The following is a 25,026-nucleotide window of genomic DNA, read 5'->3' as shown; positions in this document are numbered from 1 at the left end:
GCCGCCACGCCATTCCTTTCACTCTGTTAGACTTTTTCGCCCATCGCCGCCATCCGGGCTGCGCCGTGCCCGGTTCATCCCGCCATGAACGAAACCCGTGCGTCGCATCCGATCACCGAGGTCCTGCGGGCCTACTGGAAGGCCGATCGCCTGATGTTGCTGACGGTCGTGGCGGTCGTCCTCCTGTCGAGCGCGAGCGCGGTTGCCGCCCCCTATCTGTTCTCGCGCCTGATCGACGCGCTGTCGCACCGCGGCGTGCTCCACGCGCTGGTTCCGGGCTTCGTGGTCTACGCGGTGCTGCTGGGCCTCTCCAGCGCGCTGCAACGCGTGGTGCAGTACCTCGCGTTCATGAGCTCGGAGAATCTGGGCTTCATCACCAGCACGCGATTTTTCGAGCGCATCCTGAAGAAGACCACGGCCTTCTTCGTCGAGCACAATCCCGCGGAAATCCAGAACGCGAACGAGCGCGGCAGCCGGGCGCTGTCGGTGCTCGTGCTGCTGAGCTTGATGGACCTGATCCCCGGCACGCTGCAGATCGTGCTCACGCTCGTCACGCTCGGCGCGCTGATCAACTTCGAGGTCGTGGCCATCACCGTCGCCTACGGTGCGGTCGCGGTGACGATCGCGATCGTCGGCGCGCGGCGCTCGCGCGCGTTTCTCGATCGCGCGATCGAGGCCGGGCAGGAAAATGCGCGCTTCGTCGGCGGCGCGATCAATGCGATGGAGACGCTCCGGCATTTCGGCAGCCATCGCTGGATGAACGAACGTTTCTCGGAGAAAGCGCGTGTCGAGCGCGACAGCTGGCGCGCGTATGTGCTGCAGCACGTCCGCTATCTCGCGGTGCTGGGTCTCGGCCTCGCGATCCAGTTCGCGGTGACGTTCTGGCTGCTGCTGCCGCGCCATGCGGCGGGCACGCTGTCGATCGGCGACATCGTGCTGTTCAACACGTTGCTGCTGCAGTTGAACCAGCCGTTCGAAATGATCGCGCGCGCGGTCGACGAGTGCGCCCGCTCCCGCGCGGCGCTCGGGCCGTTCGCGGCGCTGTGGACGGCGCCCGAGGAACGGCAGGTGTCGCACGCGTCGGCGTTCGCGCCGCGCGACGGGCGCATCGTGTTCGACCGCGTCGCCTATGCGTACGACAACGGTCGCGGCGTGACCGACGTCGATTTCGTCGCCGAGCGAGGTGCGATCACGTTCCTCGTCGGCGAAACCGGCGCGGGGAAATCCACCGTCTTCAAGCTCGCGCTGAAGTCGATCGAGCCGACCGGCGGGCGCATTCTCGTCGACGGCGTCGATCTCGCTGATATCGATCGCGCCGACTGGTACGGCGCGGTGGCCGTCGTGCCGCAGGATGTCGTGCTGCTGAACGAAAGCCTGGAAGACAACATCCTGCTCGGCCGGCCGCGCGATGCGCAGCGTCTGCGCGAAGCGGCCGCGAAGGCGACGATCCTGGCGTTCATCGAGAGCCTGCCGGACGGCTTCCGCACCACGGTGGGCGAGCGCGGACTGAAGCTGTCCGGCGGCGAGCGCCAGCGCATCGCGATCGCCCGTGCGCTGTATGGCGATCCGACCGTGCTGTTTCTCGACGAAGCGAGTTCCGCGCTCGACGAAGCCACCGAACGCGACATCATGGAACACGTGCGGCTGCTGGCCCGCGACGTCACGGTCGTTGCGATCACGCACCGGCGCTCGGTGATCGGGCCGGCCGACAAGGTCGTGCGGCTCGGCGAGGCGCGCGTGCCGGCGTAAGGCTGCACGCCCCCCTTCGCCGGCCGTCGACGCTTACCCGCGCAGCGGCGGATTGAGTTGCGCAAACGCCTGCTGGCGGCGATACGGGAAGTACGGATAAGGCGCTTCCACCGCGCTCGCCGCGTCGAGCTTCGCGACCTGAGCATCCGTCAGTGCCCAGCCGACCGCGCCGAGGTTCTGCCGCAGCTGTTCCTCGTTGCGCGCGCCGATGATCACCGACGATACCGTCGGGCGCTGCAGCAGCCAGTTCAGCGCGATCTGCGGCACGGTCTTGCCGGTTTCCTCCGCGATCGCGTCGAGCGCATCGACCACGTCGTACAGGCGCGCGTCGTCGACCGGCGGCCCGAAGCTGGCCGTTTCATGCAGGCGGCTGCCTTCGGGCAGCGGTGTGTTGCGCCGGATCTTGCCGGTGAGCCGGCCCCAGCCGAGCGGACTCCAGACGAGCGCGCCGAGCCCCTGGTCGGCGCCGAGCGGCATCAGGTCCCACTCGTAGTCGCGGCCGACGAGCGAGTAGTAGACCTGGTTCGCCACGTAGCGCGACCAGCCGTGCCGATCGGCCGCCGCCAGCGACTTCATGATCTGCCAGCCCGCGAAGTTCGACACGCCGATGTAGCGCAGCTTGCCCGCGCGCACGAGATCGTCGAGCGTCGACATCACTTCCTCGACCGGCGTGCTGGCATCGAACGCGTGGAGTTGCAGCAGGTCGATGTAGTCGGTGTCGAGTCGGCGCAGCGCGTCGTCGACGGCGCGGACCAGCCGCGCGCGCGACGTGCCCGCGTCGTTCGGGCCGCTGCCGGTCGGCAGGCCCGTCTTGGTCGAGATCAGCACCTGGTCGCGGCGTCCCTTGATCGCGGCGCCGAGCACGCGCTCGGATTCGCCGTCCGAATACACGTCGGCCGTGTCGAACAGGTTCACGCCGGCTTCGAGGCAGATGTCGATCAGGCGGCGCGCTTCGTCGACGCCCGTGTTGCCCCATGCGCTGAACAGCGGGCCGGTGCCGCCGAACGTGCCGGCGCCGAAGCTCAGGACGGGAACCTTGAGGCCGGAGCGGCCGAGGGTGCGGTATTCCATGGCGGGTTTCCTTTGGGAGGTCGAAGTGTCGAGCGGCGGCCGCGTGGCCAGGTGTTGCCACACTGTATCGCTTGCGGATATTTCGGATAATTGGGCAGACTTCGAAAATATCGTTCGGAAGAGGCGAATAATGCTGCTCGACAATCTCGCGCTGTTCCTGCGCATCGTGGAGAAGGGTGGGCTGGCCGCGGCGGGTCGTGAGTTCGGGCTGTCGCCGGCCACCGTGTCCGAGCGGCTGACCGCGCTCGAGCGCCACTACGGAGCGGCGTTGCTCACGCGCACGACGCGCGCGCTCAGCCTGACCGACGAAGGCCGCACGCTCGTCGACGGCGCGCGGCGCCTGCTGGCCGAGGCCGACGAACTCGAAAGCCGCGTGCGGCTGGGTGTGCAGACCTTGTCGGGGCCGGTGCGCCTGAGCGCGCCGGCCGATCTTGGCCGCGAGCGCGTCGTGCCCGTCGTCGACGCGTTCCTCGCCGAGCATCCGGGCGTCACGGTCGACCTGCATCTCGGCGATGGTTACGTGGATGTCGTCGGGCAGGGGCTCGATTTCGCGATCCGCCGTGGGGTGCTGGCCGACAGTTCGCTGCGCAGCCGCTCGCTCGGCCGTGCGCGGCGCGTGGTGTGCGCGTCGCCCGCGTATCTCGCGGCGCACGGCACGCCGCAGCATCCGGACGATCTCGCCGCGCACGACTGCATCGTGATGCGCTTCGGGCCGGACCTGTATGCCGACTGGCCGTTCAGCATCGATGGCGAACCCAGGCGCGTGACGGTGCGCGGCCGGCGTATGGCCAACGACGGCGCGCTCGTGCGCGCATGGTGCGTCGCGGGGCACGGCGTCGCGCTGAAGTCGCTGGTCGACGTCGAGCAGGATCTGGCGTCCGGCGCGCTCGTCGAAGTCCTGCGCGCGTTCTCGCCGGGCGACGTCGATTTGCAGATCGTCTATCCGGGCAACGCGGTGCAGCCGAGGCGCGTGCGCGCGCTGATCGACAGGTTGGCGCAGGCGCTGGGCGGCGCGTAAAGGAACAGGCAGGGATCATGCGGTTCGCGGCGCGTTGCGCGCCTGTTTTGCCACGATTGCATCGAAGGCCGGCGTGACGATCCTGGGCACGAGGTCGCGAGTTGAAACTGTCGTTCGCTCGATTGCATACATTTCGTCATTTAGCTAATATTCGAAACGTTAATCGAATTCCGCATGCTCATGGACGACGTCACCCGCATCAGCGCACTGGCCAACGAAAGCCGTCTGGCCGTGATGCGCTGGCTCAAGCAGCCGCGCAAGCATTTCCCGCCGCAGCCGCACGGCGATGTCGACGAACTCGGCGTGTGCTGCACGTACATCACCGAGAAGCTCGGCATCGCGCCGGCCACGACCACGCGCCACATGCGCATCCTCGCGGATGCCGGGCTCGTGCAGGCGACCCGCGCCGGCAAGTTCACCTACTACAAGCGGATCGACGGCGCGCTGCAGCAGCTTGGCCGCGATCTTTTGCAACTCTGATTCCCAACGAGGCAACCGACATGGACGAACTTGCATTGCTGGCCGACGCCGACCGGCGCGCGCACGCGTATCTGGCCGCGACGAACGAGCGGCGCGCGTTTCCCGACGCGGCCGCATTGGCCGGCCTTGCGGCGTTCGACGAGCCGCTGCCCGATACGGGCCGCCCGGCCGACGACGTGCTACGCCTGCTCGACGAGCGCGGCACGCCCGCGACCGTCGCGTCGAACGGACCGAACTACTTCGGCTTCGTGATCGGCGCCGCGCTGCCGGCCGCGGCGGCGGCCGAGCGGCTGATGCTCGCGTGGGACCAGTGCGCGTCGTCGTATGCGAATTCGCCGGTCGCTGCGACGATCGAGCGCCAGGCCGCGCGCTGGGTCGTCGACGTGCTCGGGTTGCCTGAAGGCAGCGCGGTCGGCTTCGGCACGAGCGCGACGGCATGCACACTCGTCGCGCTGGTGGCCGCGCGGCGCGCGCTGCTCGCACGCAAGGGCTGGGACATCGACGCGGACGGCCTGATCGGCGCGCCCGAAGTGAAGGTCGTGATCTCCGAGCTTGCGCACATCACGGTGAAGAAGGCGCTGCGCGTGCTCGGTTTCGGGATGAAGCGCCTCATCGTCGCGCCGGTCGACCCGCACGGTCGCATCGACCCGGCGCAATTGCCGCCGCTCGACGACATGACGATCCTCTGCGTGCAGGCCGGCGAAGTGAACACCGGCGAGTTCGATCCGTTCGCGGCGCTGATTCCGCCCGCGAAGGCGGCCGGTGCGTGGGTGCACGTCGACGGCGCGTTCGGCCTGTGGGCCCGCGCATCGTCGAAGCGTGCACTGACCGACGGCATCGACGGCGCGGACAGCTGGACCACCGACGGCCACAAGTGGCTCAACACGCCGTACGACGGCGCGATGGTGATCTGCCGCGACGCGGCCGCGCTCGCGACCGCGATGAACAGCGACGCCGTCTACCTGAGCGGCGCACAGGACGCGCAGAAGAACCTGAACCTCGAATTCTCGCGACGCGCGCGCGGCATCCCCGTGTGGGCGGCACTGCGTTCGCTCGGCCGCGCCGGCGTGGCCACGATGGTCGAGCAGCATTGTGCGCAGGCGGCGCGGGTCGCGGACGGCCTGCGTGCCGCCGGCTACGACGTGCTGAACCGCGTCGTGCTGAACCAGGTGCTCGTGCGCGCCGGCACCGACGACGAAACGGCGGTGATCCTCGCGGCTGCGCAGGCGTCGGGCGACGTGTGGTTTGGCGCGACGGTGTGGCAGGGGCGGCCGGCGTTCCGGATCAGCGTGTCGTCGTGGCGCACCGAAGATGCGCACATCGATCGTCTCGTGGCCTTGCTGACGGCGTTGCGCGGCGTGCACGTGCGCTGAGCGGCGGCGGCGCGGAGGTTCACTCAATCACGCGCGCCGCATACCCCGCATCGTCAGCGCACCGAGTCGGGAAACGCGTTCCCCGCAACCGCCTCGGCCGCAACCTTCAGGCACTCGATGAAATGCAGCGCGGCCGGCGTCAGCAAAGCATGCCGCCGCATCACGATCGCGACCGTCAACGCGGGCATCGGCTCGGCGAGATCCAGCACGACGATGCCGCGTGACTTGCGTTCGACGTCGGCGAGCGGCCGTGCGAATACGCCGAGCGCGTCCGTTTGCGACACGAGCCCGAGCGTCGCGGCAAACGACGGGCAGTGGACCACCCGCTTCGGCACATCGATGCCGAACGGCATGAAGATCGAGCGCACCAGATCGTCTCCCCCGTCGCCGTAGCGCGGCACACACCACTGTGCATCGACGAGCTCGCGCAGCGAGCGGGCGCGCGCGAGCCGATGCCGGTTTCTCGCGACGACCGCGAACGCGGTCCGGAACAACGGAATGCTCGCGAATTCGTCGGGGTCCGGCAGCGCGTTCGACAACTGGTGCGTGACGATGAAGTCGAGCGAGCCGTCGCGCAGCCGCGCGAGATCCGTCGCGGTCAGCGCATCGTCGACGTTCAGCGTTGCGCCGGGCAGGTCGCGCGAGAACGCGGCGAACGCGTGCGGCAGGAGCGTCAGCGCGACCGTCGGGCTGACCGCGATCGACACCGAGCCGGTCGTGCCCAGCCGCAACTGCTCGATTTCGTCGCGCGTGCGCTGGATCTCCTCGACGATCAGCCGCGCGCGAATCGCAAACGCGCTGCCATAGTCGGTCAGCGCAATCCCTTTCACGCTGCGCACGACGAGCGGTACGCCGAGCTCCTGTTCGAGCTCGCGCACGATGCTGCTGATCGCCGGTTGCGTAACGCCGAGCGCGCGTGCCGCGCCGCGAATGGTGCGATGCTCGGCGACCGCGAGAAACGCATCGAGCTGCTTGAGCTTCATGGGTGACCGATCCGAATGCGAAGGAAGCGCGGGGTTCCGGGCGGAACGCCGGGTGAAAAGGAAAATTTATCGTCCACAACGAAATCTTGGATTTTTCTTATTGGATCGAGTGTATATGCTCGGTGCTTTTCAGGAGCGGTCACGATGATTCTCGTTAACCAGCAACGGCTGTGGGATTCTCTGATGGAGATGGCGACGATCGGCGCGACCGCGCACGGCGGCAGCTGCCGGCTCGCGCTGAGCGACGACGACGCGCTCGGCCGGCGCCGCTTCATCGCGTGGTGCGAAGCAGCCGGTTGCGAGATCCGCATCGATCCGATCGGCAACGTGTTCGCGCGCCGGCCGGGCACGGAACCCGGCTTGCCGGCCGTGATGTGCGGCAGCCACCTCGACACGCAGCCGCTCGGCGGCCGCTTCGACGGCGTCTATGGCGTGCTGGCGGGCCTCGAGGCGATTCGTACGCTGAACGAGCACGGCATCGCGACGCGGCATCCGATCGACGTGGTCGCGTGGACCAATGAAGAGGGTTCGCGTTTCACGCCGGGCATGATGGGCTCGGCGGTTTATGCCGGCGCGCTGGATCTCGACTACGCACTGGATCGCCCGTGCATGCAGACGGGCGCGCTGCTGCGCGACGAACTCGCACGCACGGGCTTCGCCGGTCCTGCGCGCGAGCGACAGATGCCGAAAGCGTATTTCGAAGCGCATATCGAGCAAGGGCCGGTGCTGGAGCAGGCCGGGTTGCCGATCGGCGTCGTGACCGGCGTGCAGGGCATCTACGAACTCGACGTCACGGTGACCGGCTTCGAATCGCATGCGGGCACGACGCCGATGAGCGTGCGCCGTGACGCGATGGGCGTCGCGGCCGCGATGATCGCGGCGATCGTCGAGCACGGCCACGCGTTCGACGACGATGCGCGCGTGACGGTCGGCCATGTCGCGTGCCAGCCGAACTCGCCGAGCACGATTCCGGGCAAGGTCCGGTTTAGCGTCGACGTGCGCCATCCGTCGCGGCCGGCGTTGCAGCAACTGGTCGCCGACATCGAGGCGATCTGCATGCAGCGCATCGCGCTGCGCGGCACCAGTGTGCAGGTGCAGACGATCGCCGAATACGAGCCGGTGGTGTTCGATGCGGAATGCGTCGAGCGCGTGCGGCAGGCAACGGCCTCCGCCGGCTATCCGTACAAGGAGATGTGCAGCGGCGCGGGGCATGACGCGGTGAACCTGTCGTACGTCGCGCCTGCTGCGATGGTGTTCGTGCCGTGCAAGGCCGGCTTGAGCCACAACGAAGCGGAAGATGCCGATCCGGCGCACCTCGCGCAAGGCGCGTCGGTGCTGGCGAACCTGCTGGCCGATTGCGCGCGCTAGCCACGCGCGATGGCGGGATCCGCGACACCTCTGCAAGCGTGAAATGTCGGACAATGGCCGCTGCGCGCGCCACGCGGGCGCAGCGTTCAACCGAAGCATTCACGCTTGTGAGATCCCCATGTCGACTCCCTTTCCCCGGGAACTGCTGAAGGCCGCCGATATCGCGAAGATGGAACCGGCGCGCGCGGTGCATTCGCTGAATCCCAATGCCGTTCGTCTCAAGCGACAACTCAGCGACCTGACCGGCCTGACGCAATTCGGTGTTCATCTGCTCACGCTGATGCCCGGTCACGAATCGGCCGAGTATCACCGTCACCTGTACGAAGAAGAGTTCGTGTACGTGCTGTCCGGTACGGGCGCGGTCACGATCGGCGAGCGCACCGATCCAATCGGGCCCGGCGATTTTCTGGGCTTTCCGCGCGGCGGTGAAGCGCATACGGTGCAGAACACCGGCGATGCGCCGCTGGAGCTGCTCGTCGGCGGGCAGCGGCTCGAACACGACGTCTGCGAATACCCGCGCGTCGGCAAGCGGCTCTACATCGCGGGTGAGCTTGAAGACTATGTCGATCTGCCGAAGCAGCCTTGATCGGCAATCGTGCATTCAATGCCCCATTCCGCATAAAAACTGAATCAATTGCCTCTTGTTTAGATAAACAAAATAAAAATTCGTAAAAATACGGGGTAGAGAAAACACGTTTATTTGGGCACGCTTGTGCCCACTGTCCGTTCCTGGGCGCCGGCATTTCGACATGCCGGCGCGTGGTTTTCCAGGTGTGCGAATACGGAAATAACTACGCGCACCCGGGATTTTCGACCGATCGGCCGGGCAAGCTGAATTCATCAAAAGCATCCTGATTAAAAACTCAGTAGTTCGAATCAACATCCTGATTCAAGAACGATACGGAGACAGGCGATGTCGAGGAACTTGGGGTGGGGAACGGCGCTGCTGGCGCTGTGTGTTGCCTTGGCTTCTTGCGGCGGCGATGGCGATTCGCCGTCGGTGGCCGCTGCAAACCTGTCGGCTGCCGCGCAATCGCAAGGCAATGAAAACGGCAACGGCGGCAACGGCAACAGCAACGAAAATGACAACAGCAACGGCAACGAAGCGGCAAAGAAAAACGCCGACATCCGCGTTGCGCAGTACGTCAATCCGCTGATCGGCACCGACTACGCGACCGACCAGCCGGCCGATCCGGTCGGCTCGGGCCTCGGCGGCGGCACGTTCCCGGGGCCCACCGTCCCGTTCGGGATGATGCAATGGAGCCCGATGACGCCCACCGCCCAATACGACAGCAGCAAGGGCGACGGCTCAGGCTTTTCCGGCGGCTACTGGTACGGCGACACGTCGATCAATGCGTTCAGCATCCTGCACCTGAGCGGTACCGGCTGCTGGGCGAACGGCGGCTACCTGAACGTGATGCCGCAACTCGCGCCTGGCGATGCCGGCTCGCCGGCCAGCTTCAGCCACGCGAACGAAACCGCGCAGGCCGGCTATTACGGCGTGACGCTCGGCAACGGCATCAAGGCCGAGCTGACGACGACGGTGCGTACCGGCTTCGCACGCTTCACGTATCCGGCACTCGCGCAGGGCCAGCAGGCGACGATCGCGATCGATCCGACCGTGCTGAACAACCGCGCGCAAGGCACGACGAGCGACACGATCAGCCAGGTCGGCGACCGCGCGTTGTCGGGCGCGATCGCGGGCGGCGGGTTCTGCTGGGCCGGGCATGCGGTGCCCGTCTACTACTACGCGGAATTCAGCCAGCCGTTCGCGGCGAAGCCGACGCTGTCGAACAACAGCCCCGTGACCGTCACCTTCAATGTCGACCGCAAGCATCCCGACGTGATGATGAAGCTCGGCATCTCGTTCGTCAGCGAAGCGAACGCGAAGGCGAACCTGCGCGCGGAGAATCCGGAAACGGACGCGCAAGGCAGCCGGAACTGGCGTTTCGACAAGGTGCGCAGCGCGGCGAGCGCCGCGTGGAACGCGCGCCTGAACGCGATCCAGGTGACGGGCGGCAGCGACGCCGACAAGACGAAGTTCTACACCGCGCTGTATCACGCGTCGCTGCACCCGAACGTGTTCAACGACGTGAACGGCCAGTATCCGGATTTCTACGCGTCGAACAGTGCGTCGACCGCGCCGACGAAGCAGGTCGAGAAAGGCCGCACGATGTACGCGAACTTCTCCGGCTGGGACATCGACCGTTCGTTCATCCAGTTGCAGGCGCTGCTCGATCCGGTGCGGACCAGCGACATCGTGCAGTCACTCGTGCTCGATGCGAAGGCGTGCGGCGCGTTCCCGCGCTGGGCGTACTTCAATACCGAGACGGCCGTGATGCCGGGCGACGCGGGCTCGATCATCGTCGCGAACGCGCATGCGTTCGGCGCGACGAACTTCGACACGCAGGCCGCGCTGTCGATCATGAAGAACAGCACGGCGCCGGGCGCCGCGTGCGCCGGCACGCCGGTGATGGGCAGCCGCGCGGACTACGACCGGCTCGGTTACGTGCCGTCGTCGGGTTCGGGCGACAACCAGACCGCATCGAACACGCTTGAATACGCGGTGCGCGATTTCGCGGTGTCGCGTTTCGCGACGGCGCTCGGCGACACGGCAACGGCCGGCACGCTGCTGAAGTCGAGCGGCAACTGGCAAAACCTGTTCGACCAGGGCGCGATCCAGCCGAAGACGTCGGCCGGTGCATGGGTTACCGACGGCACGGGCTTCATGGAAGGCAATTCCGAGCAGTACACGTGGTACGTGCCGCACGATCTCGCCGGCGTGGTTGCGCAGGCCGGCGGTGCCGCACCGGTCGTCAAGCGGCTCGATACGTTCTTCACGCACCTGAACATCGGCACCGTGCAGCCGTATTTCTACGTCGGCAACGAAGTGACGATGGCCGTGCCGTGGGTCTACGCATGGGCCGGTGCGCCGTCGCATACGCAGCGCGTGCTGCATGCGTCGCTCGCGAACGAGTTCGGCACCGGCGCGGCCGGGCTGCCGGGCAACGACGATCTCGGCGCGATCTCGGGCTGGTACGTGTGGGCCGCGCTCGGTCTCTATCCGGTCGTACCGGGCGTGAGCGGCGTCGCGGTGTCGAGCCCGCAGTTCGAGAAGATCACGGTGCGCGTCGGGCAGAAGGACGGCAGCTACCGCCTGCTGCACATCGCTGCGCCGGGCGCAGGCTCGGGCGACAGCGCGTCGTTCTATGTGAAGTCGCTGAAGCTGAACGGCGCACCGTATTCGACCGCGTGGCTGCCGTTCGAACAGATCACGAAGGGCGGGAAGCTGTCGTACGCGATGACGGCCGACGCGAGCGCGACGACCTGGGGCACCGACGCATCGGCGATGCCGTCGTTCCCGCAGGCGGCGAGCGCGCCGTAACGGTCGGGAAGATCAACGAGCGGTTCTGGCCAACAGGATCGACGCAGAGAGAGGGAGGGACGAACGGATGAAGCTACGTCATGTGGTGGGTATCGGGTGCCTTGCCGTGCTGTCGGGGTGCGGGGGCGATCAGTCGCCGACGGATGCGAGCGTGCTCGCGCAGCGGTCGAATGCGCAGGGCAGCCAGAACGATCAAGGCAACCAGAACGACCAGGGTGATCAGAACGATCAAGGCGAAAACGGCGGCGCGGCCAAACGGTCGGTGCTGCACAGCGTCGACCCGATGATCGGCACCGCCAATCTCGACATCAACGCGGACTGGAGCAGCGGCGTGCGCGGTCACGGCCACGTGTATCCGGGCGCGACCGTGCCGTTCGGGATGGTGCAGCTCGGGCCGGACACGACCGGCGGCGCGCACACGCTGCCGTGGAACTGGGATCGCACGTCGGGCTACCAGTACGACGATCCGCTCATCACCGGCTTCACGCATACGCACCTGTCGGGCACCGGCATCGGCTCGGGCGGCGAGGTGCGGTTCCTGCCGACGCTCGCGCCGGTCGACACCGCGACGCTGGCGAAGGTCGCCGCCGATGCGTCGATCACCTACAACGCGTCGTTCAGCCACGACGACGAAACCGCGAGCCCCGGCTACTACCGCGTGAAGATGGCGCCGGTCGGCAGCGGCAACACGCCTTGGAACGTGCAGGGCGCGAAGATCCTCGCGGAGATGACGGCCACCGCGCATGCGGGCGTGCATCGCTACACGTATTTCCCGAGCGCGGCCGCGCAGAAGCGCAGCATGATCGTCAGCATCGACAACCCGATCGGCGGCTCGACCGCGAGTGGCAAGATCCAGGTCATCGACGCGCAGACGATCGCCGGCTGGGAGATCACGAACAACTGGGCGAACAACAAGCCGACGTATTTCGTCGCGCGTTTCTCGAAGCCGTTCGATACGAAGCACGTCGCGTTCAGCGCCGACGGTTTCAAGGCCTACCTGACGTTCGCCGACGGCAACGACAGCAGCGGCGCGGTCACGGTAAAGGTCGGCATCTCGCCGTCGAGCATCGCGGATGCGCAGGCCAATCTCGCATCGGAAGTCGGCGCGAAGTCGTTCGACCAGGTGCGTGGGGCGGCCGAGCGCGTGTGGAGCACCGCGCTCGACCGGATCCGGATCAAGGGCGGCAGCGCCGACCAGCGGACGATGTTCTACACGTCGCTGTACCGCACGATGCTCGCGCCGACCGTCTACAACAATGCGGACGGCAGCTACGTCGGCACCGATTCGACCAACGACGGCACGACGTCGCCGCCGACGACGAGCAAGCATGCGAATCCAGGCTTCGACTATTCGTCGACGTTCTCGCTGTGGGACACCTTCCGCGCCGAGTCGCCGTTGATGACGCTGGTGCAGCCCGAACGCGTCGACGGTTGGGTGAAGTCGCTGCTCACGCAGTTCAGGCAGAACGGCAAGGGCGAGCTGCCGGTGTGGCCGCTCGCGCAGACGGAAACCTTCACGATGGCCGGCCACCCGTCGATCCCGCTGATCGCGGATGCGTACCTGAAGCACCTGACGAGCGCGGGCATCGACGACATCTGGACCGCGTTGACGACCACGCAGAGCGCGAGCGCGCACGGCTTCGATCAGTATCGTCAGAGCGGCTACGTGTACGCGGGCGACAACGCCTCGGTGTCGACGACGCAGGACTATGCGTTCGACGACTGGGCGACGGCCGCGGTCGGCAAGGCGGCGGGCAAGAGCACGGCCGACTACCGGCCCTACCTGCAACGCAGCCAGAACTACCGGAACGTGTTCAACCCGGTGCCGAACAACGGCTGGAAATTCTCGCAGCCGAAGGATTCGCAGGGCAACTGGGTGGCGGGCTTCGACCCGACGGCGGCGGAGAAGACGGATTTCTCCGAGTCGAATTCGTGGGTCGATACGTGGAACATCTTCCACGACTTCCCCGGCCTCGTTGCGTTGCTTGGCGGCAAGAGCCAGTTCATCGCGCAGCTCGATCGCACGTTCGATCCGGCCAACCCGCTGACCTTCCTGTACAACCAGGGCTTTCCGGACCTGACCGGCCGCAGCGGCCAGTTCTTCGCGGGCAACGAGCCGGCGAACCACCTGCCGTACCTGTACGACGTCGCGGGCATGCCATCGAAAACGCAGGATCGCGTGCGCACGGTGATGGACGACATGTACTCGCTGACGCTGACGGCCGGCGATCGCGCGCTCTTGAGCGGCGACAGCCTGAAGGCCGCGCTTGCAGACCCGCGCCGCGTGCGCGACTCGGCGATTCCCGGCAACGACGATTGCGGGCAGCTGTCCGCGTGGTACGTGTTGTCCGCGCTCGGCATCTATTCGCTGAATCCGGTGGGCGGCGTGTTCTACCTCGGCACGCCGCTGTTCGAGGAAGCGACGATCGACATCCCGGTCGCATCGGGGGGCGGAGACGGCAAGGGCCTGAAGTTCGGCGCGACGCGGCGTTTCAAGGTGACCGCGCATACGGCCGGCGGCGGCGCGCCGTCATCGGTGAATCGCTACGTCCAGTCGGTGCGCCTGAACGGCACGCCGCTGCATCGGCCGTTCATCTCGTACGACGAGATGAAGGCGGGCGGCACGCTCGACTTCGTGATGGGGGCGACGCCGAACGACGCATGGGTCAGCACCTGGAACGGGCAGGATCCCAACAGCGCGTTCGCGCCGTCGCTGGCGTTGGCAGGCAAGTAATCGGCAAACGGCCCGCTTCGATGCGGGCCGTGTTCCTTCATCCGGCGGTACGGGTCTCGACCGCGAGGCCGGCCGCTTTCCATTCCGGAAATCCGTCTTCCAGCCGCGCGGCCTTGAAGCCGCGCGCGCGCAATGCGGCGACCGCTTCGACCGCAAACACGCAGTACGGGCCGCGGCAGTAGGCGACGATCTCCGTCCCGGCCGGCAACTCGCTCACGCGCGCATCGAGCTCGGACAGCGGGATGTTCAGCGCGCCCGGCAGGTGCCCTTCGGCGAATTCGTCCTGCGGCCGCACGTCCAGCAGCGTGACGAGGCCGTCCGCGAGCCGGGCGGTCAGTTCGTCGCGCGATACGGGCTCCAGCGCATCGCGCGCGTGGAAGTAGTCGCCCATCACCTTGTTGACTTCGGCGACGTTGCGCTCGCCCACGCGGCCGAGCGCCTTCATCAGCACGACGACCTCGCTGTCGCCGGCGAGGCGGTACACGATGTGCTTGCCGCGCCGCTCGGTATCGACGAGGCGCGCGCGCCGCAGGATCTGCAGGTGCCGCGACGTGTTCGCGAACGTCATCCCCGACAGCGCCGTCAGTTCCTCGACCGACCGCTCGCGCTGGGCGAGGTGCTCCAGCAACTCGAGCCGGTTCGGATGGCCGAGCGCCTGCGCGACCTCGGCGAGGCTCGCATAAATCGCTTGCTTGGGTCCCGTGCTTGACACGTGGCCTCTCCTCGATCAATCATTCATCAAATTGATTGAATGTTACCGCATTCGCGGGACGGAGGCAATTCGATGATCCTAAGACCCTTCCTGCATCCCGATACGGGAGGCATTTCATACCTGTTCGGCTGCGGCGGCAAGGCGACCGGCGCGGTGGTCGATCCGGTCGCCGATCCGGCCGACTACCTGCGCGCGGCCGAGGCCGTCGGCATGAAGATCGCGTATGTGATCGATACCCACGTGCATGCGGATCATCGGTCGACCGGCCGGGCGCTGGCCGATGCGGCCGGCGCGGCGTACGTGCTGTTCGCGCGGGCCGACGTCGTCGTGCCGTTTACCGGCGTTGTCGAAGGCGACCAACTCGTGCTCGGCAACGTCGTCGTCGACGTGCTGCATACGCCGGGCCACACGCCCGAGCACATCAGCCTGCTGGTGACGGACCGCACGCGCGCCGACGAACCGTGGTTCGTGCTGACCGGCCACACGCTGATGATCGGCGACGTCGGCCGCACCGAGCTGGCCGTCAGCGCCGAAACGGGCGCGCGCGACCTGTTCCGCAGCGTCCGACGGCTCGCCGCGCTGCCCGATCACGTCGAGGTGCTGCCCGGCGCGTTCTCGGGCTCCGTGTGCGGCCGCGGGCTCAGTGGCAAGCCTGCGTCGACGATCGGTTTCGAGCGGCGCTACAACGCGGCGTTGCGCATCGACGACGAAGACGCATTCGTCCGCTTCATGCTGACCGATGTGCCGCCCACACCGCCGGCCGCCGCGCGATTGCGCGCGGTCAACGCGGGGCGCGACGCAGCAGGGGGCTGATGCGATGGCCAACGTAACGATGGCGCGCGGCGGGCGCACAGTGGCGCTCGGCCTGCGCGAGAACTGGCGGCAATTCGCACTGCTCGTGCTGGTCAACGCGTTCGTCGGCGGGATGGTCGGCATCGAGCGCACCGTCGTGCCGCTGATCGGTTCGGAGCAGTTCCACCTCGAGTCGACCGCGCTGATCACGTCGTTCATCGTCAGTTTCGGGCTGGTCAAGGCGTTCGCGAACCTCGTGTCGGGTCAGCTCGCCGATACGTGGGGCCGCAAGCGCGTGCTGATCGCCGGCTGGCTGCTCGGCCTGCCGGTGCCGTTCATGATCATCGCGGCGCCGAACTGGGAATGGGTGATCGCGGCGAACGTGCTGCTCGGGCTGAGCCAGGGGTTCGCGTGGTCGATGACGGTGATCATGAAGGTCGACCTCGTCGGCCCGAAAAGCCGTGGCCTCGCGGTCGGCCTGAACGAATTCGCCGGCTATTTCGCGGTGGGCGCGACCGCGTTCGCGACCGGCTATCTCGCGAGCCACTACGGGCTGCGGCCGACGCCGATCTATCTCGGCGTGTTCTACGCGATCGCGGGCCTGCTGCTGTCGATCCTCGTCGTGCGCGACACGCGCGAGCATGTGCGGCTGGAAAGCGGCCAGCCGGCCGGTGCGTCCGCGCTGTCGTTCCGCGAAGTCTTCATGCTGACGTCGTTCCGCAACCGCAACCTGTTCGCGGCGTCGCAGGCCGGCATGATCAACAACCTCAACGACGGGATGAGCTGGGGCATCTTCCCGCTGTTCTTCACGACGCTCGGGCTCGGCATCGAGCGGATCGGCATCCTGAAGGCCGTCTATCCGGTCGTATGGGGTAGCTGCCAGATCGTCACCGGGCCGCTGAGCGACCGGTGGGGGCGCAAGGGGCTGATCGTCGCCGGGATGTGGGTGCAGGCGGCCGGGCTCGCGCTGACCGCGCTGACGGGGCAGTTCCGCTGGTGGCTCGTCGCGAGCGTATTGCTCGGGCTCGGCACGGCGATGGTCTATCCGAGCCTGATCGCGGCCGTGTCCGATGCGTCCGAGCCCGGCTGGCGCGCGCGCTCGCTGAGCGTGTACCGGTTCTGGCGCGATCTCGGCTATGCGATCGGCGCGCTGTCGGCCGGCCTGATGGCCGACCGCTTCGGCTTCGCCGCCGCGATCCTCGTGGTGGCCGCCGTGACGTTCGCGTCGGGGGGCGTCGTCGCGATTATGATGCGGGAACGCCACTGACTGGGTTCCCCGATATGGACGCGCCGCTTCCGCCGATCTCTGTTCCGATTTCCGAAACGGAACCTGAAACCGAAACCGTCGCCGAGCCGCGCGCGTCGCGGCTGCATCGGCCGGTTGCGCTCGTCACCGGATCGACGTCGGGGATCGGCGCGGCGATCGCGCGCCGCCTGGCGGCGGACGGCTATGCGGTGATCCTGCATTCGCGCAGCTCGGCCGACGTGGGGCGCGCGATGGCGCGCGAACTCGGCGCGGCCTATGTGCAGGCCGATCTCGCGGACGATGCCGAACGCGTGCGGCTGATCCGCGAAGCCGTGGCCGTGCACGGGCGGCTCGACGTGCTCGTCAACAATGCGGGCGTCAGCCGCGTGATTCCGCACGACGATCTCGCCGCAGCGACGCCCGACGTGTGGCGCGAGATGCATGAGATCAACGTGATCGCGCCGTTCCGGCTCGTCGCCGAGGCGGAGGCCGCGCTGCGCGAGGCGGCGTCGCACGGGCGGGCCGGGTGCGTGGTGAACGTCAGTTCGCATGCGGGCGTGCGGCCGAAGGGCGCGTCGATTCCGTATGCGGCGGCGAAGGCCGCGCTCAATCACACGACGCGGCTGCTGGCGAAAACGCTTGCACCGGCGATTCGCGTCAATGCGGTGGCGCCGGGGCTCGTCGATACGCCGCTCACGGCCGACTGGACGGACGCGCAGCAGCTCTGGCGCGAGCGCGCGCCGATGCGCCGCGCGGCGACACCGGACGACATCGCGCAGACGGTTGCGATGCTCGTCGCGTCCGACTACGTGACGGGCGAGATCGTGATGCTCGACGGGGGAATGAATCTGACTTGATGCGGTGACTCGGTGACTCGGTAAAGCGGCCGCGCACCCGCGCGCAGGCATCACGCGCGCGATCGCCGCGACCGCTTCCTCGCTGGCGTGCGCGGATCAGCCGAGGCTCGACCGCAACCGTGCGAGCGCCTGATCGTGCGTGCGCTCGAACTTCAGCGGCGTGACGGCGACATACCCTTCACCCAGCGCGACCGTTTCCGAATCCGCATCGTCGTCGCGCGGCGCGCGGGCGAGCTTCAGCCAGTGATACTCGATGTCGCGCGGGTCGCGCCCCGACACGATCTCGACACCCTGCAGCGTACCGGCGCCCTGGTTCGTCACCTTGAGGCCACGCACGTCCTGCGCGGGCCGCGGCGGGAAATTCACGTTCAGGCACGCGTCGCTGTCCCAGCCGGCCGCAACGAGCCGGCGAATCACGTCCGGCGCAAGCGCGAGCGCCGTGTCCCACGGCACCGCGTTGCGATCGGTGAACGCCTGGCTCAGCGCGATGGCCGGCACGCCGACCAGCATGCTCGTCATCGCGGCGCCGACCGTGCCGGAAAACACCGTTTCGGTACCGAGGTTCCCGCCGCGATTCACGCCGGACAGCACGATGTCGGGCCGTGCATCCTTCATCAGGTGGCTGATCGCGATCGCGACGCAATCGCCGGGTGTGCCGCGCACCGCGAAACGGCGTTCGCCCTTGCGATGCACGCGCAGCGGTTCGTGCAGGCTCAGCGAATGCGACGTGCCGCTCTGGTCCTCCGCCGGTGCGACGATCCACACTTCGCGTGCCAGTTGCGTGGCGACCTGTTCGAGCACGTCAAGGCCGGGGGCGTCGATTCCGTCGTCGTTGGTGAGCAGGACACGATCGAACAGCGGGCGGGTTTCTTGCATCGGGACGTTCCTCGCGGAGAAGGGGAAAGGAGAGGGAAGTGCAGCGTGGCGCAAGCCACAAGGCTAGCATTCCCGCGTGAGAATCGTCGTGTCGCGCGGTGGGCGCAGGTGTGAAAACGGGCGCATCGCGCGCCCGTTGGCCGGTGTTCGTGCCGCGCCGTGCGCGGCGGGTCGGAACCGCTCAGCCGAGCAGATGCCGCAGCAGGCCGGCCGACACGACGCCGACGATGACGGTCGGCAGGATCGACAGGCGCGTCGCCGCGATCAGCGTAATGGCCAGCGCAAGCAGGTCGGCCGGGCGCGTCGATACGAAGGCTGGCGCGATCACCGAGATCAGCACGCAGCCGGGCACGTTCTCCATCACCGACGCCATCCGCGGGCTCAGCGTGCGGTTGCGCAGCAGCACGTAGCCGAGGATGCGCGACAGATAGGTGGTCGACGCCATCAGCACGATCGTCGCGACCGTGCTGAAATCCGGGAAATCAGGCATCGCGCGGCTCCCACAGCAGCGCGGCGATCAGCCCCGCGCAGGCGCCGGCCGCGACGTACCACGCGCCGGGCACGGCCAGGTGCGTGGCCGCGGCGACGACGAGGCTCACGAACCACGGGCGGCTCGCGCGCATCCCTTTCCACATCCCGCGCAGCAGCACCAGAAACACGGCCGTGAACGCCATGTCGAAGCCATATTGCTCGACGTTGCCGATCGTCGGGCCGACCGCCGCGCCGAGCGTGGTCATCGAGATCCACGTCAGGTAGAGCCCCACGCAGATGCCCGCGTAATAGGGCACGCTGATGTGCGTGGCCGAGCGGGCCCTTGCATCGGCGAGCGACATCGCCCAGCTTTCGTCGCACATGAAGAACAGCGCGAACAACGCGCGGCGGCGCGGCAGGCGGCGGATATACGGCTCGAATGCGGCGCCCATCAGGATGTGGCGCGAATTCACGAGGAACGACATCGCGACGATCAGCGCGATGTGCGGCGGCGAAGTCCACAGATGGATCGCCGCGAATTCGGAGCCGCCGCCGAAGTTCATGCCGGTCATCATCGGCACTTCGAACAGGCTCAGCCCTTTCTGCGCGGCCTGCGCGCCCAGCACGAGCGCGAACGGCACGAAACCCAGCATGACGGGCAGCGCCGCGCGCAAACCGCGACCCATCTCGGCGACATAGGCGGGCTTGTCGCGAAGCCCTGACGACGTTGAAACGCTACTGCTCATTACTCCTCCTTCGGGGGGGGGAATTGTCTGCTTTTTTGACTCGAATCGGGTTGCGTTGTGGCCAGATTTTTCTCAGAATTTGGCATTGAACGCGTGATATGAAAATTTTTTGGAATCGGATGCCAAATGAAACTTGACGCCATCGACCGACGGATCCTGAGCGCGCTCCAGCGCGACGGCCGGATGCAGAACGTGGAGCTCGCACACGAGGTCGGGCTGTCGCCGTCGCCGTGCCTGCGGCGCGTGCGGCTTCTCGAGGAAGCCGGCGTGATCGAGAAATACGTGGCCGTGCTGAATCCCGCGAAAGTCGGCAAGGGGCTGACGATCTTCACGCGCGTGTGGCTGAAGGGGCAGGACGCGGAATCGGTGAACCGCTTCGCCGAGGCCGTCCAGCAGATGCCGGAAGTCGTCGAATGCCACCTGATGGCGGGCGATTGCGATTTCCTGCTGCGCGTCGTCGCGGCCGACATCGACGACTACCGGCGCTTCCAGATGGAAACCCTCACGCGCATTCCGGGCGTGCTGAGCGTGAAGACCGACATTCCGATGCAGAAGGTCAAGCTCACGTCGGCGCTGCCGACCTAGCGCGACGTGCGTGCGTGGCTACGCGACGACGACGGGTCGACGAGCGGTCACGGCTCGGTGACAATCGTCCGATAGACTGACGAATCACGCCGCGTTGAACCTGTCGCTTGTGTCGTCACGCGACGTTCGATGCGCAAGCAACTAACGGTCAATGTCGACGCGATCGGGCAGGCGGCGCTGCACGCCGGGTCGCGTGCAGATGCAGATGCGTTTCCTCTTGTCGGGCCATTCATGCAGCCAATCAACACTCCGTGGAATTCGCTGGAAATCGTCAAGCTCGTGCTGGGCGTGCTGACGCCGTTGTCGGTCGCGTGTCTCGGCTGGCTCGTCGCGCGTCGGCTGAAGCGGCTCGAACTCGTGCAGTGGACCAACCAGCGATTGATCGAGAAGCGGCTCGCGCTGTACGACGCGGTCGCGCCGCAGCTCAATGCGTTGCTGTGCTTCTACACGTGGATCGGCTACTGGAAGGATATCTCGCCGGACGACGTGATCCGCGCGAAGCGCGACCTCGACCGCACGTTCCATATCTACCGCTACCTGTTCGACGACGACGTGTACGACGCGTATCACACGTACATCCACGCGCTGTTCGACATGCATACGGGCCCGGGGCGCGATGCGCGGATCCGCTCGCTGATCCAGGCGCCCGACGGCGACCGCAGCGTGCACGGCTCGTATGAATGGAAACCGGTGTGGTCCGATCGCTTCGCGACCGCGAATGTCGTGCCGAAGGACGACGTGCTGCGGCACTACACGGAGTTGATGGAGCGGCTGCGCGTGGCGCTGGGCGCGACGCGCTGAAGGCGTCGGCACCTGCGCACCGCTTCACGCCGGTATCGGAATCCGCCACCGGGCGGCGCGAATACCCGCCCCCGCACATGAAGCGGATGCGGAGCCCGGCCGCTGCTGACATGCTCGCGCCATCTCCACTCGCGCGAGGTCCGTATGGTTGTCGATACCGGCTGCCGGCCGCTCATGATCCGTTCGCCCGAAGCGGGCCGGCAGCGTCTCTTCTCCGTTGGTTCTTCCCATCCGCATGACGTGCCGTTGCCGATCGACCCGGAGGTCGGCGACATCGTATTCATCCGCGTGACCGTTCGGCCGTTTCTCGAAGTCGCGAGCGCGACGCGCTCGTGGACGAATCACGTCGGGATCGTCGTTGGCGAGCGCGGCGGTGAGCCGCTAATCGCGGAGAGCACGTTTCCACTGTCGCGCGTCACGACGATGTCGCGGTTTCTTGCGCGCTCCGATCGCGGCGCGTGCGTGATCGCGCGGCTGAAGCAGCCGCTCGATGCCGTGCAGCGGCGCCGGCTCGTGGAGGCTGCGATGCGCCGGATCGGCGTGGTCTACGACACGGGGTTCAATCTCGCATCGCGCCGGCAGTTCTGTTCGCGGTTCGTGCGCGAGGTCGTGCGCGATGCGACACGGATCGTGCTCGGCGACGTCGAGACCTTCGACATGCTGCTGCGCCGGAATCCCGACCATCCGCTCGGCTTCTGGAAGATCTGGTACTTCGGCCGGATTCCGTGGCGCCGCCGCACGGTGACGCCGGCGAGCTTGCTGGGGAGCGGGGCGTTGCGGGTGGTGGCGGATACGCGCGCTGGTGACGCAGGATGACGGAGTGAGAATCGGTGATGCCCCTGCCTGCCGACGTGGTGGAATGTAGCGCTTCGATACGTCGGCTTGCGGGCGGTTCAGGCGAACGAAATCACGAGCCTTTTGCCGCAAGCCGCCGCGTACTTGCGCAGCGTATCGATGGACGGGGAATGCTGGCCGGTCGCGAGCGCACGCTCAAGCCGCGTTATAGCCGGTGCCTTCGTGCCCATACGCTCCGCCACATCGGCTTGAGACAGGCCGGCCTCTCGTCGGGCCGCCAGCATTGCGTCGAGCAGTGCGAATTCCTCGCGGTTCAGTCGTTCGAATTCAGCGCGCACCTCGGGATCGGTCAATGCACGCTCGCGCAGTTCCTTATACGTTGCCATCTCGAACCTCCTTCAATCGACGGCGCGCAGTTTCCAGCTCCTTCTGTGGCGTCTTTTGTGTTTTCTTCACAAAGCAATGAAGCATGACGATACGCCTCTCGACGATCGCACAATAAAACACTCGGGCGATACCTTCCGCGCCCTTCAATCGCATTTCGTACAGTCCGTTTCCCATCGATTGCGTGTGGGGTTCGCCCAGGTTCGGGCCGTACTGTTCCATGCGATCAGCGAGCGCATAGAACCGGGCGATGAGTGTCTTGGGTAACGCTGTCACGCCCTCCTCGACACGCTCATTGAAGAACCGTATTTCGTACGCGTTGTTCAGCACAGTAACAAATATGTTATGTTGATGCAAGAACTGTGGCCAGCCGCGACTGTGGATGCAGGCGGCTGGTCAGACGTGCAGTAGGGTTGAAATCGCCGTTACGTAAGCTGGGGGCTTCGGCGAAGATGTATGCGCCCGACTGTTCTCAGGCAATCCGGAGGCGGCAAGGTGCGCAATTCGTTGCCGGCGCGTGCTACGCGCGATGGAAGCGTTGTGGTGTTAGCTCCGCCCAGCCACCGCCAACCGCGCCGCCAGCCCCACGAACACCGACCCGAGCAGATACTGCGGCAGCTTCGACGGGCGGCGGCGCGCGCCGATCCGCTGGCTCAGCCGGCTCGCGGACAGGATGACCGCGCCGTTCACGACGAGGCCGATCAGGTTGAGCACCGTCGCGAGCACGAGAATCTGCACCGCGATCGAACCGTGCTCAGGCCGCACGAACTGCGGAAACAGTGCGAGCACGAACAGCGCCATCTTCGGGTTCAGCAGGTTCGTCGTCAGCCCCTGGCGGAAGATCGCCGCGGTCGAGTGGCGACGCTGCGACGCGACGGGTGACAGCGCGGTCGCATCCGATCGGAACGTCTTCCACGCGAGATACAGCAGATAGGCCGCGCCCGCGAAGCGCACGACGTCATAGGCGAGCGGCACCGCGACGAACAGTTGCGACAACCCGAGCGCGGCCGCCAGCGCATGGCAGTAGGTGCCGGCCTGGATGCCCGCGAGTGTCGCGAAGCCGGCACGGCGGCCCTGGCTCACGCTGCGGGACGCGATCAGCAGCATGTCGGGGCCCGGCGTGGCAGTCAGCGCGAGACACGCGCCGGAGAACAGCGCGAGCGTGGAGAGGTCGATCATGGGAGTCCCTTTCGTGGATGCAGCGTAAAAGGGAGGTCAGTTTATGAGGGTGCGCGAGGCCGGTCAATCGAACGAACGGACGATGGCCCGGCGGAAGGGCGAGGCCGATCATCAGCACACGTGCGCTGCTTGCGACACGTCGCCAATGCCCGACACCGCTTCGACGGCACGCGCCAAAACAACGCCTTGCGTGAACGATTGCCGCACCGCTCAACGCTTGCGGCAGGCCACCTGATAATCGATCACGGTGTTCTCCGACGGCTTGTCCGGCTCGCCGCCGACCGTCGTCACGCCGAGCACGCCGGCCGCGCTCCGGTAGCGCAGCGCGCAATAGCCCATTCCTGTGCCCGAACACGCTTCGGCTTCGATGATGCCGTGCTTCGCGAGCGTCGCCGCGCCGTCCATCGCATCGGGCTTCTCGCGCGGGCGCAGCGGTTGCCAGCCTTTCGCGATCAGGATCCGGCGCGCGACGTCGAGCGGTTTGCCGTACACGTTGGGCACGACCGCGCGGCCCTGGCAGTAGGTGCTTTCAGCCGCTACCCGCGTCAGGCGCAGGTCACCGTTCTCTTCGTGCAGCTCGCCGACGGGCGGTGCCGGGCCATCGCCGCCCCAGATCAGCAGCGCGCCGTTTTCCAGTCGATCGGCCGTGCCGAGCTGCCAGCCAGCCTTGCGTGCCGTGTAGCCGAGTGCGACGAGCATCGTGCCGTCGAACACGCCGACGTTGCCGTTGCGCGCGAAGCAGATCGCGCTCGTGCCGGCGCTGAATCCGCTCGCGAACGTGACGACCGTGTAGCGGCCGAGCGGTGCTTCTGACGTCACGATCCAGTCGCGCTTCGCGACTTCACGGCCGGCCGCGGTGGTCGTCTTCGCGCGGTATTGCGTGCAGAACGAGTCGAGCGAGCCGTTCTCCGGCGAGTGCGGCAGCACGCCGAGCGGCACCAGCGACGCACCGGCGATATCGGAGGCCGTCCGCAGTGGATCGGCCGATGCCGTGCCGCCGAGTACGGCACACGCAACGGCCGCGATCGAAACGATCGAAGCCGGACGGCGGGCAAACGACAAGTCAACGAAACGGGACACGCCGGCGGTCTCCGAGGAAAGGGGAACGGGCGCGATGATCGCGGGTTTTCTCGTGCGTGTCACGGCCGCGCGCCTGCGTGTCACTGGCGACTCAGCCCTTCGCGACGACGTCGATCCGCAGCGCTTCGCCGCCTGCGACGATCGCCAGCAGGCGATCGACGTTCGGATGCGCGCCCGGGCGGTTGCGTGCGTCGGCCGTATGTTCGGCGAACACCGCGAGGCCGTGCTCGGCGGCTTTCGCGTCGAGCGTGCCGAATGCCTGCTTCAGGTAGTGGTACACCGCGAGCGAGCCTTGCTTGCCCGGCTGGTTTTCGATGGTCGCGACCACGTCGCCGTTCGCA

At 67.0% G+C, this 25,026-nt stretch carries 25 protein-coding genes; 14 read left to right on the top strand and 11 right to left on the bottom strand.

Going from position 1 to position 25,026, the window contains the following annotated elements:
* Positions 1 to 84 precede the first annotated feature (84 nt).
* On the top strand, positions 85 to 1,749 hold the full coding sequence (locus G3N93_RS06025; RefSeq protein WP_206132521.1) for an ABC transporter ATP-binding protein: 1,665 nt from the start codon (positions 85 to 87) through the stop codon (positions 1,747 to 1,749).
* A gap of 33 nt (positions 1,750 to 1,782) precedes the next feature.
* Here G3N93_RS06025 and G3N93_RS06020 read toward each other — a convergent pair whose 3' ends face one another.
* Positions 1,783 to 2,820, bottom strand: coding sequence for an aldo/keto reductase (locus G3N93_RS06020; protein ID WP_174939557.1), 1,038 nt, complete (start codon positions 2,818 to 2,820; stop codon positions 1,783 to 1,785).
* Between the two features lie 130 nt (positions 2,821 to 2,950).
* On the opposite strand from G3N93_RS06020, the gene G3N93_RS06015 reads away from it, so the two are divergent.
* The 3 genes from G3N93_RS06015 (at position 2,951) to G3N93_RS06005 (ending at position 5,691) form a co-directional block, all read left to right on the top strand.
* Positions 2,951 to 3,838 (top strand): LysR family transcriptional regulator, encoded by an 888-nt coding sequence (locus G3N93_RS06015; RefSeq protein ID WP_206132520.1) that lies wholly within the window; start codon positions 2,951 to 2,953, stop codon positions 3,836 to 3,838.
* Between the two features lie 180 nt (positions 3,839 to 4,018).
* Entirely contained in the window at positions 4,019 to 4,318 is a 300-nt protein-coding gene (locus G3N93_RS06010; RefSeq protein WP_174939654.1) for a helix-turn-helix transcriptional regulator, read from the top strand.
* Between the two features lie 20 nt (positions 4,319 to 4,338).
* On the top strand, positions 4,339 to 5,691 hold the full coding sequence (locus G3N93_RS06005; RefSeq protein ID WP_206132519.1) for a pyridoxal-dependent decarboxylase: 1,353 nt from the start codon (positions 4,339 to 4,341) through the stop codon (positions 5,689 to 5,691).
* A gap of 53 nt (positions 5,692 to 5,744) precedes the next feature.
* Here G3N93_RS06005 and G3N93_RS06000 read toward each other — a convergent pair whose 3' ends face one another.
* Complete coding sequence (locus G3N93_RS06000; RefSeq protein WP_174981088.1) at positions 5,745 to 6,674, bottom strand: LysR family transcriptional regulator; 930 nt, start codon at positions 6,672 to 6,674, stop codon at positions 5,745 to 5,747.
* Between the two features lie 144 nt (positions 6,675 to 6,818).
* On the opposite strand from G3N93_RS06000, the gene G3N93_RS05995 reads away from it, so the two are divergent.
* The 4 genes from G3N93_RS05995 to G3N93_RS05980 all read left to right on the top strand — a co-directional run bounded on the left by G3N93_RS05995 (position 6,819) and on the right by G3N93_RS05980 (position 14,161).
* The gene (locus G3N93_RS05995) at positions 6,819 to 8,042 is read left to right on the top strand and encodes a Zn-dependent hydrolase (protein WP_206132518.1); all 1,224 of its coding nucleotides are present in this window, start codon (positions 6,819 to 6,821) and stop codon (positions 8,040 to 8,042) included.
* Positions 8,043 to 8,160: 118 nt separating this feature from the next.
* The gene (locus tag G3N93_RS05990) at positions 8,161 to 8,628 is read left to right on the top strand and encodes a cupin domain-containing protein (RefSeq protein ID WP_174939546.1); all 468 of its coding nucleotides are present in this window, start codon (positions 8,161 to 8,163) and stop codon (positions 8,626 to 8,628) included.
* Between the two features lie 327 nt (positions 8,629 to 8,955).
* On the top strand, positions 8,956 to 11,427 hold the full coding sequence (locus G3N93_RS05985; protein ID WP_206132517.1) for a GH92 family glycosyl hydrolase: 2,472 nt from the start codon (positions 8,956 to 8,958) through the stop codon (positions 11,425 to 11,427).
* Positions 11,428 to 11,494: 67 nt separating this feature from the next.
* Positions 11,495 to 14,161 carry a GH92 family glycosyl hydrolase gene (locus G3N93_RS05980; RefSeq protein ID WP_206132516.1) on the top strand — a complete coding sequence of 889 codons (2,667 nt, stop codon included), beginning with the start codon at positions 11,495 to 11,497 and terminating at the stop codon, positions 14,159 to 14,161.
* Positions 14,162 to 14,198: 37 nt separating this feature from the next.
* Here the strand turns inward: G3N93_RS05980 and G3N93_RS05975 are convergent, their stop codons facing one another.
* Complete coding sequence (locus G3N93_RS05975) at positions 14,199 to 14,873, bottom strand: metalloregulator ArsR/SmtB family transcription factor (protein WP_174939540.1); 675 nt, start codon at positions 14,871 to 14,873, stop codon at positions 14,199 to 14,201.
* 72 nt (positions 14,874 to 14,945) lie between these two features.
* Between G3N93_RS05975 and G3N93_RS05970 the strand changes: the two genes are divergently transcribed.
* From G3N93_RS05970 to G3N93_RS05960, 3 genes are read left to right on the top strand one after another with little or no spacing between them, the layout of a single operon-like run.
* The gene (locus G3N93_RS05970; RefSeq protein ID WP_174939538.1) at positions 14,946 to 15,686 is read left to right on the top strand and encodes an MBL fold metallo-hydrolase; all 741 of its coding nucleotides are present in this window, start codon (positions 14,946 to 14,948) and stop codon (positions 15,684 to 15,686) included.
* 4 nt (positions 15,687 to 15,690) lie between these two features.
* Positions 15,691 to 16,932 (top strand): MFS transporter, encoded by a 1,242-nt coding sequence (locus G3N93_RS05965; RefSeq protein ID WP_206132515.1) that lies wholly within the window; start codon positions 15,691 to 15,693, stop codon positions 16,930 to 16,932.
* 14 nt (positions 16,933 to 16,946) lie between these two features.
* Complete coding sequence (locus G3N93_RS05960) at positions 16,947 to 17,768, top strand: SDR family NAD(P)-dependent oxidoreductase (RefSeq protein WP_174981106.1); 822 nt, start codon at positions 16,947 to 16,949, stop codon at positions 17,766 to 17,768.
* A 96-nt stretch (positions 17,769 to 17,864) separates the two neighbouring features.
* Here the strand turns inward: G3N93_RS05960 and surE are convergent, their stop codons facing one another.
* From surE to G3N93_RS05945, 3 genes are all read right to left on the bottom strand, one after another.
* Positions 17,865 to 18,644 (bottom strand): 5'/3'-nucleotidase SurE, encoded by a 780-nt coding sequence (gene surE, locus G3N93_RS05955; RefSeq protein ID WP_174939532.1) that lies wholly within the window; start codon positions 18,642 to 18,644, stop codon positions 17,865 to 17,867.
* 181 nt (positions 18,645 to 18,825) lie between these two features.
* The gene (locus tag G3N93_RS05950) at positions 18,826 to 19,134 is read right to left on the bottom strand and encodes an AzlD family protein (protein ID WP_011356491.1); all 309 of its coding nucleotides are present in this window, start codon (positions 19,132 to 19,134) and stop codon (positions 18,826 to 18,828) included.
* Positions 19,127 to 19,861 (bottom strand): AzlC family ABC transporter permease, encoded by a 735-nt coding sequence (locus tag G3N93_RS05945; RefSeq protein ID WP_174939530.1) that lies wholly within the window; start codon positions 19,859 to 19,861, stop codon positions 19,127 to 19,129. Before G3N93_RS05945 ends, G3N93_RS05950 begins: the two co-directional genes overlap by 8 nt.
* Before the next feature lie 126 nt (positions 19,862 to 19,987).
* On the opposite strand from G3N93_RS05945, the gene G3N93_RS05940 reads away from it, so the two are divergent.
* The 3 genes from G3N93_RS05940 (at position 19,988) to G3N93_RS05930 (ending at position 22,063) form a co-directional block, all read left to right on the top strand.
* Positions 19,988 to 20,446 carry an Lrp/AsnC family transcriptional regulator gene (locus G3N93_RS05940; RefSeq protein ID WP_012365188.1) on the top strand — a complete coding sequence of 153 codons (459 nt, stop codon included), beginning with the start codon at positions 19,988 to 19,990 and terminating at the stop codon, positions 20,444 to 20,446.
* 231 nt (positions 20,447 to 20,677) lie between these two features.
* Complete coding sequence (locus tag G3N93_RS05935) at positions 20,678 to 21,247, top strand: hypothetical protein (protein ID WP_041493684.1); 570 nt, start codon at positions 20,678 to 20,680, stop codon at positions 21,245 to 21,247.
* Between the two features lie 144 nt (positions 21,248 to 21,391).
* Positions 21,392 to 22,063, top strand: coding sequence for a YebB family permuted papain-like enzyme (locus tag G3N93_RS05930; RefSeq protein ID WP_206132514.1), 672 nt, complete (start codon positions 21,392 to 21,394; stop codon positions 22,061 to 22,063).
* 77 nt (positions 22,064 to 22,140) lie between these two features.
* On the opposite strand, the gene G3N93_RS05925 is transcribed toward G3N93_RS05930, so the two are convergent.
* From G3N93_RS05925 to G3N93_RS05905, 5 genes are all read right to left on the bottom strand, one after another.
* A complete protein-coding gene (locus G3N93_RS05925; protein WP_174939525.1) occupies positions 22,141 to 22,428 on the bottom strand; it encodes a helix-turn-helix domain-containing protein in 288 nt (95 codons plus the stop codon).
* Positions 22,415 to 22,756 carry a type II toxin-antitoxin system RelE/ParE family toxin gene (locus tag G3N93_RS05920; RefSeq protein ID WP_206132513.1) on the bottom strand — a complete coding sequence of 114 codons (342 nt, stop codon included), beginning with the start codon at positions 22,754 to 22,756 and terminating at the stop codon, positions 22,415 to 22,417. The genes G3N93_RS05925 and G3N93_RS05920 overlap by 14 nt, the downstream gene beginning before the upstream one ends.
* A 216-nt stretch (positions 22,757 to 22,972) precedes the next feature.
* Positions 22,973 to 23,605, bottom strand: a complete 633-nt coding sequence (locus G3N93_RS05915) for a LysE family translocator (RefSeq protein WP_206132512.1) — start codon at positions 23,603 to 23,605, stop codon at positions 22,973 to 22,975.
* A gap of 210 nt (positions 23,606 to 23,815) precedes the next feature.
* Positions 23,816 to 24,685: a hypothetical protein gene (locus G3N93_RS05910; protein WP_206132511.1), complete on the bottom strand. Its 870-nt coding sequence runs from the start codon at positions 24,683 to 24,685 to the stop codon at positions 23,816 to 23,818.
* A 91-nt stretch (positions 24,686 to 24,776) separates the two neighbouring features.
* A partial coding sequence (locus G3N93_RS05905; RefSeq protein ID WP_206132510.1) for a DUF2322 family protein occupies positions 24,777 to 25,026 on the bottom strand: 250 nt, incomplete at its 5' end.

This window comes from Burkholderia sp. Se-20378 (genome assembly GCF_017104665.1).
In the GTDB taxonomy this organism is placed as follows: domain Bacteria; phylum Pseudomonadota; class Gammaproteobacteria; order Burkholderiales; family Burkholderiaceae; genus Burkholderia; species Burkholderia lata.
Note: the sequence above shows the minus strand (reverse complement) of the source record. Positions and strands in the feature narration are given on the sequence as shown.

What these genes read in the sequence shown, in the direction of transcription:
- G3N93_RS06025 (WP_206132521.1), top strand. Translation starts at nt 85, where the DNA reads ATGAACGAAACCCGTGCGTCGCATCCGATCACCGAGGTCCTGCGGGCC.
- G3N93_RS06020 (WP_174939557.1), bottom strand. Translation starts at nt 2,820, where the DNA reads ATGGAATACCGCACCCTCGGCCGCTCCGGCCTCAAGGTTCCCGTCCTG.
- G3N93_RS06015 (WP_206132520.1), top strand. Translation starts at nt 2,951, where the DNA reads ATGCTGCTCGACAATCTCGCGCTGTTCCTGCGCATCGTGGAGAAGGGT.
- G3N93_RS06010 (WP_174939654.1), top strand. Translation starts at nt 4,019, where the DNA reads ATGGACGACGTCACCCGCATCAGCGCACTGGCCAACGAAAGCCGTCTG.
- G3N93_RS06005 (WP_206132519.1), top strand. Translation starts at nt 4,339, where the DNA reads ATGGACGAACTTGCATTGCTGGCCGACGCCGACCGGCGCGCGCACGCG.
- G3N93_RS06000 (WP_174981088.1), bottom strand. Translation starts at nt 6,674, where the DNA reads ATGAAGCTCAAGCAGCTCGATGCGTTTCTCGCGGTCGCCGAGCATCGC.
- G3N93_RS05995 (WP_206132518.1), top strand. Translation starts at nt 6,819, where the DNA reads ATGATTCTCGTTAACCAGCAACGGCTGTGGGATTCTCTGATGGAGATG.
- G3N93_RS05990 (WP_174939546.1), top strand. Translation starts at nt 8,161, where the DNA reads ATGTCGACTCCCTTTCCCCGGGAACTGCTGAAGGCCGCCGATATCGCG.
- G3N93_RS05985 (WP_206132517.1), top strand. Translation starts at nt 8,956, where the DNA reads ATGTCGAGGAACTTGGGGTGGGGAACGGCGCTGCTGGCGCTGTGTGTT.
- G3N93_RS05980 (WP_206132516.1), top strand. Translation starts at nt 11,495, where the DNA reads ATGAAGCTACGTCATGTGGTGGGTATCGGGTGCCTTGCCGTGCTGTCG.
- G3N93_RS05970 (WP_174939538.1), top strand. Translation starts at nt 14,946, where the DNA reads ATGATCCTAAGACCCTTCCTGCATCCCGATACGGGAGGCATTTCATAC.
- G3N93_RS05965 (WP_206132515.1), top strand. Translation starts at nt 15,691, where the DNA reads ATGGCCAACGTAACGATGGCGCGCGGCGGGCGCACAGTGGCGCTCGGC.
- G3N93_RS05960 (WP_174981106.1), top strand. Translation starts at nt 16,947, where the DNA reads ATGGACGCGCCGCTTCCGCCGATCTCTGTTCCGATTTCCGAAACGGAA.
- surE (WP_174939532.1), bottom strand. Translation starts at nt 18,644, where the DNA reads ATGCAAGAAACCCGCCCGCTGTTCGATCGTGTCCTGCTCACCAACGAC.
- G3N93_RS05950 (WP_011356491.1), bottom strand. Translation starts at nt 19,134, where the DNA reads ATGCCTGATTTCCCGGATTTCAGCACGGTCGCGACGATCGTGCTGATG.
- G3N93_RS05945 (WP_174939530.1), bottom strand. Translation starts at nt 19,861, where the DNA reads ATGAGCAGTAGCGTTTCAACGTCGTCAGGGCTTCGCGACAAGCCCGCC.
- G3N93_RS05940 (WP_012365188.1), top strand. Translation starts at nt 19,988, where the DNA reads ATGAAACTTGACGCCATCGACCGACGGATCCTGAGCGCGCTCCAGCGC.
- G3N93_RS05935 (WP_041493684.1), top strand. Translation starts at nt 20,678, where the DNA reads ATGCAGCCAATCAACACTCCGTGGAATTCGCTGGAAATCGTCAAGCTC.
- G3N93_RS05930 (WP_206132514.1), top strand. Translation starts at nt 21,392, where the DNA reads ATGGTTGTCGATACCGGCTGCCGGCCGCTCATGATCCGTTCGCCCGAA.
- G3N93_RS05925 (WP_174939525.1), bottom strand. Translation starts at nt 22,428, where the DNA reads ATGGCAACGTATAAGGAACTGCGCGAGCGTGCATTGACCGATCCCGAG.
- G3N93_RS05915 (WP_206132512.1), bottom strand. Translation starts at nt 23,605, where the DNA reads ATGATCGACCTCTCCACGCTCGCGCTGTTCTCCGGCGCGTGTCTCGCG.